The organism is bacterium endosymbiont of Bathymodiolus sp. 5 South (genome assembly GCF_900128535.1).
In the GTDB taxonomy this organism is placed as follows: domain Bacteria; phylum Pseudomonadota; class Gammaproteobacteria; order PS1; family Pseudothioglobaceae; genus Thiodubiliella.
Genome location: NZ_FQTR01000006.1, coordinates 24,456 through 36,646, shown reverse-complemented (window position 1 = coordinate 36,646; position 12,191 = coordinate 24,456). Strand labels below are relative to the sequence as shown.

Annotated in this window: 12 protein-coding genes; 1 reads left to right on the top strand and 11 read right to left on the bottom strand. The window is 38.1% G+C overall.

Annotated elements, in window-relative coordinates; genetic code table 11:
- Positions 1–191: 191 nt before the first annotated feature.
- The 7 genes from hemH to BBROOKSOX_RS01575 all read right to left on the bottom strand — a co-directional run bounded on the left by hemH (position 192) and on the right by BBROOKSOX_RS01575 (position 6,423).
- A complete protein-coding gene (gene hemH / locus BBROOKSOX_RS01605; protein ID WP_139659443.1) occupies positions 192–1,166 on the bottom strand; it encodes a ferrochelatase in 975 nt (324 codons plus the stop codon).
- On the bottom strand, positions 1,167–1,517 hold the full coding sequence (locus BBROOKSOX_RS01600; protein ID WP_139659441.1) for a thioredoxin family protein: 351 nt from the start codon (positions 1,515–1,517) through the stop codon (positions 1,167–1,169). It lies immediately after the preceding gene.
- A gap of 216 nt (positions 1,518–1,733) precedes the next feature.
- Positions 1,734–2,318, bottom strand: coding sequence for a Fic family protein (locus BBROOKSOX_RS01595; protein ID WP_257607724.1), 585 nt, complete (start codon positions 2,316–2,318; stop codon positions 1,734–1,736).
- A 7-nt stretch (positions 2,319–2,325) separates the two neighbouring features.
- The gene (locus tag BBROOKSOX_RS01590; RefSeq protein ID WP_139659439.1) at positions 2,326–3,066 is read right to left on the bottom strand and encodes an amino acid ABC transporter ATP-binding protein; all 741 of its coding nucleotides are present in this window, start codon (positions 3,064–3,066) and stop codon (positions 2,326–2,328) included.
- Positions 3,067–3,081: 15 nt separating this feature from the next.
- On the bottom strand, positions 3,082–4,179 hold the full coding sequence (locus BBROOKSOX_RS01585; RefSeq protein WP_139659436.1) for an amino acid ABC transporter permease: 1,098 nt from the start codon (positions 4,177–4,179) through the stop codon (positions 3,082–3,084).
- 1 nt (position 4,180) lies between these two features.
- Positions 4,181–5,353: an amino acid ABC transporter permease gene (locus BBROOKSOX_RS01580; protein ID WP_139659434.1), complete on the bottom strand. Its 1,173-nt coding sequence runs from the start codon at positions 5,351–5,353 to the stop codon at positions 4,181–4,183.
- A 59-nt stretch (positions 5,354–5,412) separates the two neighbouring features.
- Positions 5,413–6,423 carry an amino acid ABC transporter substrate-binding protein gene (locus tag BBROOKSOX_RS01575; protein ID WP_139659433.1) on the bottom strand — a complete coding sequence of 337 codons (1,011 nt, stop codon included), beginning with the start codon at positions 6,421–6,423 and terminating at the stop codon, positions 5,413–5,415.
- A 272-nt stretch (positions 6,424–6,695) separates the two neighbouring features.
- On the opposite strand from BBROOKSOX_RS01575, the gene BBROOKSOX_RS01570 reads away from it, so the two are divergent.
- Positions 6,696–8,570: an NAD+ synthase gene (locus BBROOKSOX_RS01570; RefSeq protein ID WP_139659430.1), complete on the top strand. Its 1,875-nt coding sequence runs from the start codon at positions 6,696–6,698 to the stop codon at positions 8,568–8,570.
- A gap of 56 nt (positions 8,571–8,626) precedes the next feature.
- Here BBROOKSOX_RS01570 and BBROOKSOX_RS01565 read toward each other — a convergent pair whose 3' ends face one another.
- The 4 genes from BBROOKSOX_RS01565 to iscX all read right to left on the bottom strand — a co-directional run bounded on the left by BBROOKSOX_RS01565 (position 8,627) and on the right by iscX (position 12,162).
- Positions 8,627–9,943 (bottom strand): aminodeoxychorismate synthase component I, encoded by a 1,317-nt coding sequence (locus BBROOKSOX_RS01565; RefSeq protein WP_139659428.1) that lies wholly within the window; start codon positions 9,941–9,943, stop codon positions 8,627–8,629.
- A gap of 182 nt (positions 9,944–10,125) precedes the next feature.
- Positions 10,126–10,662 (bottom strand): OmpA family protein, encoded by a 537-nt coding sequence (locus BBROOKSOX_RS01560; RefSeq protein ID WP_139659427.1) that lies wholly within the window; start codon positions 10,660–10,662, stop codon positions 10,126–10,128.
- 16 nt (positions 10,663–10,678) lie between these two features.
- On the bottom strand, positions 10,679–11,971 hold the full coding sequence (gene tolB / locus BBROOKSOX_RS01555) for a Tol-Pal system beta propeller repeat protein TolB (RefSeq protein WP_139659426.1): 1,293 nt from the start codon (positions 11,969–11,971) through the stop codon (positions 10,679–10,681).
- On the bottom strand, positions 11,968–12,162 hold the full coding sequence (iscX, locus tag BBROOKSOX_RS01550; protein ID WP_139659425.1) for a Fe-S cluster assembly protein IscX: 195 nt from the start codon (positions 12,160–12,162) through the stop codon (positions 11,968–11,970). The genes tolB and iscX overlap by 4 nt, the downstream gene beginning before the upstream one ends.
- Positions 12,163–12,191: the final 29 nt, after the last annotated feature.

The following is a 12,191-nucleotide window of genomic DNA, read 5'->3' as shown; positions in this document are numbered from 1 at the left end:
ATTTTATGAAATATAGTCATAGCAAAGCTATGGCTGTGTTTTATAAAATTGTCAAGTTGGTGAAAAATGGCGTTTTGATGATTATTCATATTTATGCAAAGGTCTCTAATCAAATGATTGTCTTGTTTTAAAGAGGGCGTCACAACTTATGATGATTAATAATTTAACATAATATAAATTATGCGAAGTTATTACAAATGTTTGGAAATGATATTGGAAAGTGCTTTAATATGATCTTTACGGTCATTTAATGCCGGTATGTAACTAAAAGTTTTACCACCCGCCTGTATAAAATAACCTCTGTTCTCTTCATTAATTTCTTCCAAGGTTTCTAAGCAGTCTGCAGAGAAACCAGGGCAGATGACTTGTATATGCTCAACACCATCTTGTGCCAAAGACTCTAAACTGGGTTTTGTCTGTGGTTTAATCCACTCTTCACGACCAAATATTGATTGAAAACACAACTGATAGTCCTTATCTTGTAGATTAAGCGCCTCAGCAAGCAATACACTCGTATTGACGCAATGCTCGTAATAAATATCGCCATTATCTACAAAACGCTGTGGTATGCCGTGAAATGAGATCATTAACTTATCTGGCTTGCCGTGTTGTTCTTGGTGCTCAACCACTGACAGGGCTAAAGATTGAATGTAGCTTTTGTCTGTATAGTAATGATCAATAAAATCTAATTTTGGCTTATTATTCCAATTTTCAAGTGCTTTATTAATTGCATCTAGTGTTGAGGCTGTTGTGGTATCTGAATATTGCGGATAAAGTGGTAAAACTACGATTTTTTCACAACCTTGAGCTTGTAGTGTTTCAAGCGCTGAATCAATCGATGGGTTACCGTAACGCATACCCACTTCAAGTGCCAAATCATCAAATTCATTTGCGAGGACTTTTTTAACGCCTTGCGCCTGTAATAGGGTGATATTTAACAGCGGCGATCCTTTGCCAAAACTGCCCCAAATTTTGGCATAATTTTGCGCAGATTTTGTGGGTCTAATGTTTAAAATAACCACATTCAATGCCAGCCACCAGATGAATTTATTTTTTGGCTGAATAACACGCTCATCTGCAAGAAATTCCTTTAAATATCGCCTTAAAGCAACCTTTGTTGGTGCATCAGGTGTCCCAAGATTGGTAAGTAAAACGCCAGTTTTCATTTAAAACTCCTGTAAATTTTTATCAATAAATTCTCGCACAAAATCATGCGTTTGCACAGAGTGAAAACGCGCTATTTCCTGACCTCGAATAAAGGCAACAACTGTGGGAAATCCACGCACTGAAAACTGCCCAGCAATCTTCATATTTTCATCTTCTGCTTCAAGTTTTGTTAGTGAAAATTCACCGTTATTATACTCTGCTGCAACACTGTTGAGAATAGGCTCTAAAATTCTGCATGGCGTGCACCATTGTGCAGAAATATCCAAAATTACCAGTTGTTTGTGTGATTTTTTAATCACTAATTCTTGGAAGGAATCAATGGAAACTTCAATTGGGGAAATGCTAGACATAAAATATATATTGGGTAATTGGCAAAAAATGATTAAGTAGTATACCAAAAAACCTTAAATAGTTAAAATTTAATTAAAAATCAATAATTTAATAGAAATTTATAATGATTTATTTATTACAACGATTGTTATCTTAATCAACTACTGGTTTAATTTTTATAAAAAAGTAGCTTAAATCGTAAATTTAGAGCTTACTTCAAAAAAAGCTGTAAAGTGCTAATTTTTTTGAATTCTGCGAACAAACTTTCCGGTAAGACGGTATTTTTGATTTGGGCTGGTTGGTGAATTTGGGACAGTCAGTTCAAAAAAACCAAAATGAATTAATGGATCTAAAACACTTTCTTTGAATTTTGACTTGTTGGTTCTTTTTGAAATTTTTCTTAATTCTAAAGCCGTGTTTTCTTCCTTGCAATTTTTCAAAATTTTGATTTGTTCTTGGGTAATTTCTCTGTTATTTTTACTTAGTCCCTTCTTAGTCCCGTTTATTGTATTAAATACTGTTGTATCAATGTTTTTTGAAAAATTAAAGTATTCTTGTGTCATGCCAGTTTTGTTAATATTGTTACGCTTAAAGTCTTTAGCAGATTCACTCAGTTCTTTCAAATTCTTAGTTTGTTCTTTGCTGGATTCTAATGGTTGGTTGTTTTCTTTAAGAACCTTTAGAGACGCTAAAAGTTTATTTTTCTGCGTATTGTTATTCAACCCCTCACTTTGAGTATCGTCAAAACCAAATAAATCGCCATCAAGGTCGTTTTTAGCTTTATTTATAGGGGGTTTTTTTTTGCCTTTAAACCACTTCATAACGCTTTTACTCACCTAGTATTTGCTCTAAAAACAGTTGTAGGCGCTCAGATTCAGGTTTGTCAAAGAAGGCTTTTGGCTGGTTTTCTTCAATAATCTGTCCTTCATCCATAAAGATAACACGGTCTGCAACCTTCTTAGCAAAACCCATCTCATGGGTTACACAAAGCATAGTGATGCCCTCTTTAGCTAATTCCACCATCACATCAAGCACCTCTGCAATCATTTCAGGGTCAAGTGCAGAAGTTGGCTCATCAAACAACATAATCTTTGGCGAAGTGCATAATGCTCTTGCAATTGCAACCCGTTGCTGTTGTCCGCCACTGAGTTGATTTGGGTGCTTATCAGCTTGGTCCCTAATGCCAACCCTGTCCAATAACTGCAAGGATTTGTTCCTTGCAACTTGTTTACTTTCATTGTGTACCCAGATTGGCGCTAAAGTCAAATTATCAATAATACTAAGGTGTGGAAAAAGGTTGAAGTGCTGAAACACCATGGAGATCTCTGATCTAATTTGTCTAATATTTTTGATATCATCACTAAGCACAGTGCCATTAACGGTAACAGAGCCTTCTTGAAACTTTTCTAGGAAGTTGATACAGCGTATCAATGTGGATTTACCACTGCCTGAGGGTCCACAAATAACGACAATTTCACCTTTTTTAATCTCAAGATTAATGTTCTTAAGTGCGTGAAACTTGCCGTACCACTTATTTAAAGCGTTAATTTTAATAATATTTGTACCCATAATCTTACCTACCTTTTAGTTTTTGTGATCTGTGCTATATCTGAGCTCTAGCGCCTTTGAGTAACGGCTCATTGAATACAAGATAATCCACATGACGACCATAACAAAAACATAGCCTTCAGTGCTTCTACCAAGCCAGTTTTCATCACTACTGGTCAGATGCACCATAGACAAAATATCAAACAAACCAATGATCAATAGCAAGGTTGTATCCTTAAATAACGCGATAAATGAGCCAACAATATTAGGGATAGATATCTTTAGTGCTTGAGGTAGGATGATCAACCCAGTTTTTTGTACAAAACTCAAGCCCATAGCATCTGCTGCCTCGTATTGCCCCTTGGGAATGACTTGTAAGCCACCACGGATAACCTCAGCAATATAGACTGATTGAAATAGAGTAATGCCGATTAAAGCGCGTAACAGTTTGTCCATATCCATACCTTCGTTAAAAAATAGGGGTAGAACAACGGATGCCATAAACAAGATGGTAATCAGTGGCAAACCACGGATAAATTCAATATATACCACCGATAAGAACCTAATGACAGGCATTTTTGATTGGCGTCCTAATGCTAACAACACACCAATCGGAAATGAAGCAACAATACCCGCTGTTGCTACAACAATAGTTAACATTAAGCCGCCCCATTTGTGCGTTTCTACAATTTCTAAGCTTAGCCCCCCATATAGTAAAAATAAAGCTATTATTGGGTAAATGATGATTAGAGTAGTAACAATTTTTGTCTTATATTTATGTTGCTTTAGCAATTTGGCAATCCAAACAAAAATCAGTGCTAATATCAGCACCCACTGTGGACGCCAATAGGATTCTGGTGGGTAAAAACCATACATAAATAAATCAAGTTTTTCAATAATGTAGCTCCAACAAGCACCCTCCCTACCGCATTGCTCATTAGTGACGGGTGCAAAAGTTGCATCAAATAACGCCCAATTGACCACTGTTGGCACGATTAAATAAATGAGATACAGTGCAAGTAAAGTTAAAACGCTGTTAACCACGCTAGAGAATAGGTTTTCTCTCAACCAGTGAATCACGCCTATTTTTAAATTTGGCGCCTTTTTTGCTACTTGTTGTTTGAATACAGCCATACTATCGTTCTTTAATACTCATTTTGTGGTTCACAATATTCAAAATCAAAGAAATCATCAGGGATATAGCTAGGTAAACCATCATTGTCATAAAAATAATCTCAAGTGCTTGCCCTACTTGATTAAGCATTGTGCCTGCAAATACACTGACAAGCTCAGAATAGCCGATAGCAGCCGCTAACGATGAATTCTTAGTCAGATTAAGATATTGGTTAATAATCGGCGGAATGGCTAATTTAAGTGCTTGTGGAAGCACCACCAGCCTTAATGATTGTCTTGGCGTCAAGCCCATTGCCAGTGCTGCCTCTTTTTGCCCTTTAGAGACTGACTCAATGCCAGAACGAATAGCTTCAGCAATATAAGTAGCGGTATAAATACTTAAAGCAAAGGCCAAAGACAGGAATTCTGGCGATAAACTCATACCACCTTTGAAATTAAAACCTTTTAGTACTGGATAGTCGAAAACCATTGGTGATCCCAGTATGAGGTATACCATAACAGGCAAAACAAGCAATAACAACAATGAATAAGCCAAAGTATTGGTTTCAACCCCTGATTCGTCATGCACTCTATTAAAGTGACGCTTAACCAGTGCCCTTAATGCAATACCCAACACCAAAGCAACCATTACCCAGATAAAGCCTTCCGTTACAATGGGTTTGGGCAGGTAAATACCGCGTAGATTAACAAACACAGAGCCAAACAACTCAAAACTCTGTTTAGGAGATGGAAAGCTTACCAGTACAAGGTTGTACCAAAATAAAATCTGCAATAGAATAGGAATATTCCTAAACAATTCAATATATCCCCCAGCCAGTTTAGCAATCAACCAGTTGTTGGATAATCGTGCAATACCAATGACTAACCCAATAATACTTGCAAAGATAATACCCACGACGGACACGACAATAGTGTTTATCAGTCCAACATAGAAAACTCTAAGGTTGCTAGAGGTTGAAGAATAATCTATTAAATGTTCGGCAATATCAAAGCCTGACTCAACTCCCAAGAAGTCAAACCCAGTGTGTATGCCTCGACTTTCAATATTGTTAAGGAGGTTGCCAACTGCGTTATAAAAGAAAGACACAATTAGCACTAAGATGATAACTTGAAATAAAAAAGCCCTTATCTGGTTATTGTTAAGAAATGCAAGTGGTGACTTAATTTTTTCCATATAAATTTATAATAAAAAGACAGTCCTGAACGAGTGACTGCCTTTTAAGACGGGTTGGTCTATCTAAATGGTGGTGAATATAAAATACCGCCATCACGCCAAAGCGCATTAAGCCCTCTAGAGATGTTTAAAGGCGTGTCTTTGCCGACATTTCTATCAAAACTTTGTGCATAATTACCCACTTGAGAAATGATATTAAAGGCCCATTTCTTACTCAAGCCCAAGTGCTTGTGTAGATTACCAGAACGCCCTAACAAGCGTAAAGCCTCAGGGTTTTTAAACTTGGCATTGACATTGTTTGAATTAATGCCGAACTCTTCAGCGCCAATCATCGCATTTAATGACCATTTAACGATGTTAAACCATTTGTCATCGCCTTGACGCACCACAGGACCGAGTGGTTCTTTAGAGATAATATCTTTCAAAATAATAGCAGACGATGGGTCTTTTAATGTGGTTTTTAAGGCATATAACTGCGATTGGTCTGAGGTTAAGGCATCACAACGCCCTGTTGAAAAGCCTTTCTTGGATTGTGCTGAGGTGTCAGATGGCGATGAATGGTAACTCATGCCGTTTGATACAAAGTAATCTGCTAGCGTTAATTCAGTCGTTGTGCCTGCCTGCAAGCAGAAAGTCGCACCATTTAATTCTTTAGCGCTAGTAACCCCTAACGATTTTTTAACCATAAAGCCTTGACCATCATAATAATTAACACCTGCAAAGTTAAACCCCAATGAGGTATCGCGTGTGGTTGTCCAAGTCGTGTTTCTTGAAAGCAGGTCAATTTCACCTGATTGTAGCGCTGTAAAGCGTTCTTTTGCAGTTAATGGTACAAATTTGACCTTATTTGCATCACCTAAAGTGGCTGCTGCGACAGCACGACATATGTCAACATCAAGACCTTTCCACCTGCCCGCAGAGTCTGTGGACGAAAAACCGACTAAGCCAGAGGATACACCACAACTTAGACTGCCTTTGGCTTGAACATCGCTTAATGTGTCTGCTTGAGCGTAGAGCCCGCCAGTAAGCGCTAATAGTGATAGGAAAATGTTTTTTGATGTTGTATTCATGCTGTTTGTTGATTACTTAATTAACTTAAAAGTATACATAAGTTAGCTTTGTTATGCGAATCAAATTACTGAAAACACCTTACTTAAAGTAGATTTTATAATTTTTATACTATTGCTATGAATTAATAAACTTTAATTTAATATCAATAACTTATGAAGTAATTATGCATCTTTTACCACTATTGGTAATTTTTAACTAAATAATCCCTTTTAATGCCAGGTAAAATTTAACTATAATGCTTAACAATAGTTAAAAAATACAACTAAACATTATGCCAATAAAAACTAAGGACTACCTCGCTAAAGTCCGTAACAAGACTGGGTTTACAGACTACAAGATAGCAAAAGAATACGATATCAATCAGTCAAATTTAAGTAAATATAAATCAGGAAAATTAGCACTATCAGAAACCCATGCTTGGCTGTTTGCAGGCATTTTGGGTGTTAACCCTGCTGAAGTGGTGGCAAACACCAAACTTGAACAAGCAAAAATCAGTAACAATGAAACAAAGGTCAAATTTTGGCAAGAACAGCTAGAAAACCTCAAACATGACTCAGAATCTCTAAAAATAGAAATCGCGCAAATTAACCCCATTGTCGGCGACTTAAGTAATAATGCTGAAAAAATTATTGATTTTTCGTGTAAAGCCTTTGAATCAGGCGTGCATTTACTGGTTTTTCCAGAATTAACACTTTGTGGTTACCCGCCAGAAGATCTACTCTTACGCGAGGGATTCATCACTCAGGTGGAAACCGAAATTGAGCGTATACGCAAACAATTACCCGAAGCCATGAGTATTATATTTGGCGCCCCTACGCGCATTGACGAATGCTTGTACAATAGTGCTATCTTAATACAACATGGTAAAGTTCGCAGCTACCACAAGCAACATTTACCCAATTACGGCGTATTTGATGAAAAACGCTACTTCACCTCTGGTCAAATGCCACTGGTGTTTGAATGTCAAAGACAACGCATTGGTATCGTGATTTGCGAAGATGCTTGGGATGAGACACCGGTTAATAATGCAGTCAATCAAGGCGCACAAACCATCATTAGTATCAATGCCTCCCCTTTCCAAGTGGGTAAGCACAATCAGCGTCTACAAGCTATTCGCCAGCGTGTTTTAGAAAACCAAATAAACTTTATTTATGTCAATGCAGTCGGCGGACAAGATGAATTGGTATTTGATGGTGGTTCGTTTGTCATGAACAACAAAGGCGAAGTCACTCACCAACTGCCCTTCTTTCAAGCAACAACACAGGCTTTGGATGCACCTATTATGGCAAGTAGCACAGAATCAATAGAAAAGACTATTTACGACGCCTTAGTGCTTGCCACTAAAGACTATGTGCAAAAAAATGGTGTGTTTAACGGTGCACTCATTGGTTTATCAGGTGGCATTGATTCTGCCTTAACACTGGCCATTGCTGCTGATGCGCTGGGTAGTGAGAATGTGCAAGCCATTATGATGCCCTATGAATACACCTCTGCTATGAGCGTAGAAGACGCCAAAGCACAAGCCAGTAGTATGAATGTTGATTATCGTGAAGTGAATATTTTCCCCATGATCAGTAGTTTTAACATGCAACTCGCCCCTTTATTTACCGGCCTACAAGCCGACACCACCGAAGAAAACCTACAAGCACGCATTCGTGGCACCCTGCTAATGGCAATATCCAATAAATCTGGCAAAATCTTACTTACCACAGGCAATAAATCTGAGATGGCAGTTGGCTATGCGACACTATATGGTGATATGTCAGGTGGCTTTGCGCCTCTTAAAGATATCGCTAAAACCATGGTATATCGTTTGGCTAAATACCGTAATAGTATTAATTATGTCATCCCTGGTCGCGTCATAGACCGTGCGCCATCAGCAGAACTAGCGCCCAACCAAGTCGATCAGGACTCATTGCCCGAATATGACGAACTTGATGCTATTTTGGAGTTGTTCATTGAGAAGAAATATTCTGCTGAGCGTATTGTGCAGCGAGGGCATGACGAAAACACTGTAAAGCGAGTGGTTAAAATGGTGCTTAATAGTGAATACAAGCGCCGACAAAGTGCCCCAGGGCCAAAAATCAGCCAAAATGCCTTTGGCAAAGAGCGCCGTTATCCGATGACTTCTAAGTTTCAACCTTGATTAAATAAAAATTCATCCTATGCATTAAAGTATTCAACCAATAATGCTGGTTAATTTCATCCGTAAGTTTTTCTCCGTTTATCTTTGGGAAATATTTTAAGCACACCTTCGGCTTTATGTTTAGTTTCTTCTAATTCACGCTGGGCAATAGAATCAAATACAATACCAGCACCCGCTCTAAAGGTTAAAATCTTATCTTGCTTGCTGATAGTTCGGATTAGAATATTAAAATCCATTTTGCCGTTACTACTGATATAACCCAATGAACCGGTATAGGCTTGGCGCGGCATTTGCTCTAACTCGGCAATAATCTGCATACAACGCACTTTTGGGCAACCAGTAATCGTGCCACCAGGAAATAAAGCGCAGATTATGTCTTTAATAGTAATACCCTGTTTGAGTTTTCCTTTGATGTTGGAAACAATATGGTGCACAAAAGGGTAAGTTTCTAGCCCCATCACTTCATTGACATCAACTGAACCATACTCGCACACTCGACCTAAGTCATTACGCTCCAAGTCTAGTAACATAACATGCTCTGCTTGTTCTTTGGGGTGATTCATTAATTGTTGTTTAAGGAAATCATCTTCTTCGCCATTGCCGCGTGGATGTGTACCAGCAATTGGGCGAGTCTCTATTTGAGAGCCATTAACGCTAAATAGGCGCTCAGGTGAGGAGGAAATAATACTAAAGCTCTCAAAATTTGCTAAAGCAGCAAAAGGCGCGGGATTAGACTGTTTTAACGCTTGATACACTTGTGTTGGCTTAATATCGCTTGTGAGTTCGTATTGCCATTGGCGTGATAGATTTACTTGAAACACATCACCTGCAACAATATAGTCACGACTACGCTCAACACCCTTGATAAACTTAGCCTCTTCTTCCCAAGATAACGCCCCTTGGATGGGTGTAGGCGAAATATCTTGCAACTGTGCTATATCTGATAGCACTTGGTCTATGCGCTGTTGGTTGTCAAACTGGTCTAAGAGGTAGGTTTTTTCATAGTGATGATCAACTACAATTGCGCTAGGTATTTTAACGGCAATCGCTACTGCTTGACTGCTTGGCAGTAAATCATTTTTTAATATTGGTTCAATCTGTCCAATCAACTCATACGACAGATAGACAAACCACCCCCCCGTAAAGGGTAAATCACTATTTACAGTAGGCATGTCAATCTTTGATTCTAATTCGGAAAGGAAATCAAAATCATCTAAAGCATTTAAAACAATTTGTTCACTAGGATGAGCGAACAAAATCGAATAACGGTTGCTCTGATTATGATTAACGCTTTCCAATAGGAAAGGATAGCGCTTAGAATTTAGATGACATAAGGCATCTAAAGCCACTTTGGGTATCTCTAAAGACTTCACTGTTAAATTATAGGCGTAAGGCTTTTATATAATTATGAATGATTAGTAAAATGCCAAATTTTGCTAATAGTAGGCTTAAACCTACTCTTATGAGGGTAGTTAAGTTGATGAAAAGCGGTATTTTTATGATTGTTCATAATGACCTTCCTAAAGGGTTGCTGTGTATCGCCATACAAAAGTTTTTATTTGTAAATAAACTCAACACGACGATTTTTGTCATTTTCACTGCTCTGTGGTTTTTCTTCACCATAACTCACCACTTCAATCCTATCGCCAAAGCCCAGTAGTTGTTTAACGCTTAAAGCACGATTTTCACCTAAAGCTAAGTTGTATTCACGCGTGCCACGCTCATCTGCATGCCCTTCTAAGCGCAATCTAATCTTTGGGTTGTCCTGCATAAAGGCAATATGCTTCATGATTTCTTGATTGGCCTGTGAACTGATATCAGCAGTATCGTAATCAAAATACAACACAAGCTTGCCACCATTAGCCTTTAATGCTGCAACCACGCTTTCTCTTTCTTTTGTTGGCATCGCATCAATATTTGCAACTTGCTCACCACCCTTCCACTCAAAAGTCTCTTGCCCGTACGCAATCGCATCAACTTCACCTGTACCTCTGTCTTCGATAATAACTGTATTGGTATCTAGATTGTCTGTTGTTGAACAAGCGCTTAATATGGCTATAAGCGGTAATATCACTATAATTTTCGTTTTCATTATTCTCTCCTTTTTATTAATTCTCTAAACTACTTGACCAATTCGGCGCTCTTACTTCCGCGTCATAGGCAGACAACTCATAAGAGCGATTGCCTTCCACGGATACCACTGATAACAAACCTTTTCCACCACGATGACTGGAAAAGATAATCATATCACCGTTGGGTGAAAAATACGGCGAGTCATCCAATGTACCATTACTCATCATACTTAATTCTTTGCTTTCAATGTTTAACATTGCAATGCGGTAATCATTATCAACACGGTGTACCAGCGCCAAATGCTTACCATCTGGGGAGAATACAGCATTTGCATTATAGCGTCCGGTGAAGCTAGCACGATTAATATGTCCATTTTCTAAGTTTTTAATATAAATCTGTGCTTGTCCAGAACGATTAGAAGTAAACACAAGGCTTTTCCCGTCAGGGGAATAGCTTGCTTCGGTGTCAATGTCTTTATGTAGTGTTAATCGAGTGAGTTTTTTATTGGTTAAATCATAAGAATAAATATCTTTGTTGCCTTTTCTAGATAGTGTTAACACAAGACTTTTGCCATTTGGATGCCAACTGGGTGATGAGGCAATGCCATCAAAACGAGGTAGTTTTTCAATCTTTTTACGCAAGAACGGATACCAAATAAACACTTCTGAGCGCCCATTTTGAAAGGAAACATAGGCGATTTTCTTGTTTTTATATTTATGTTCTGGCGACCAAGCTGGAGACAAGATCGGGCTGTCTAATCTGATACGACTTTTAGCATTCATTGCATCAGAGTCAGAAATATTAAGGCTGTATTGCTTTACTCCTTTTGCATTTTCTTTTACTGTGATATAGGTTAATAGCGTGTTAAACGAACCATTTTCACCCAATAACGCCTCGTAAATATAATCACTGAGCTGATGTGCTATCTTTCTAAAGCCACTAGCGTGGACTCGTGTTGAGCGAGTAAACAACTGTGTATGACTATAAACATCAAATAAATTGACAGAAAGTCGATAAATATCATCACTTTCTTGCACAATACTGCCAGTAACAAGCGCCTCTATGTTTTTTTCTTTCCAGTATTTTGCATCAATTTTATCCACAACAGCGGCAGGAATAAGCGCATCAAAACGCCCTGAACGCTCTAGATTGTCGTGGATAATTTTTGAGATATCTTTGTCTTGCGACTTGTTGCCAATCAGTTTGAATGGACTAATGGCAATTGGAAAAGCATTTTCATCTTTTTTAACCACAGTTACCTTTAATGCTGCATGCATATTACCTATAGCAAACATTAAAACCAACATTAACCACTTGCTTAAGTTCATTCTTTTTCTTCAATCCAGTGCATTTGAATGGCTTCTAAGATTTTCTCACCCGATTTATCTTTATCATCGTCAAATTCTTCTAAGTCAATCACCATCTGCCTTAAATCAACAAAATTAACGATAGTGGGGTCAATTTCAGGGTGTGCCTCGTCTAATGCGATAGCAATATCTAGGGAATCAGTCCAAATCATAAAGTTTATCCTTAAATCTAATAACGGTT

Excerpts from the sequence above, each read along its gene's own strand:
- hemH (WP_139659443.1), bottom strand. The coding sequence starts at position 1,166 with ATGAAAACTGGCGTTTTACTTACCAATCTTGGGACACCTGATGCACCA.
- BBROOKSOX_RS01600 (WP_139659441.1), bottom strand. The coding sequence starts at position 1,517 with ATGTCTAGCATTTCCCCAATTGAAGTTTCCATTGATTCCTTCCAAGAA.
- BBROOKSOX_RS01595 (WP_257607724.1), bottom strand. The coding sequence starts at position 2,318 with ATGAAGTGGTTTAAAGGCAAAAAAAAACCCCCTATAAATAAAGCTAAA.
- BBROOKSOX_RS01590 (WP_139659439.1), bottom strand. The coding sequence starts at position 3,066 with ATGGGTACAAATATTATTAAAATTAACGCTTTAAATAAGTGGTACGGC.
- BBROOKSOX_RS01585 (WP_139659436.1), bottom strand. The coding sequence starts at position 4,179 with ATGGCTGTATTCAAACAACAAGTAGCAAAAAAGGCGCCAAATTTAAAA.
- BBROOKSOX_RS01580 (WP_139659434.1), bottom strand. The coding sequence starts at position 5,353 with ATGGAAAAAATTAAGTCACCACTTGCATTTCTTAACAATAACCAGATA.
- BBROOKSOX_RS01575 (WP_139659433.1), bottom strand. The coding sequence starts at position 6,423 with ATGAATACAACATCAAAAAACATTTTCCTATCACTATTAGCGCTTACT.
- BBROOKSOX_RS01570 (WP_139659430.1), top strand. The coding sequence starts at position 6,696 with ATGCCAATAAAAACTAAGGACTACCTCGCTAAAGTCCGTAACAAGACT.
- BBROOKSOX_RS01560 (WP_139659427.1), bottom strand. The coding sequence starts at position 10,662 with ATGAAAACGAAAATTATAGTGATATTACCGCTTATAGCCATATTAAGC.
- tolB (WP_139659426.1), bottom strand. The coding sequence starts at position 11,971 with ATGAACTTAAGCAAGTGGTTAATGTTGGTTTTAATGTTTGCTATAGGT.
- iscX (WP_139659425.1), bottom strand. The coding sequence starts at position 12,162 with ATGATTTGGACTGATTCCCTAGATATTGCTATCGCATTAGACGAGGCA.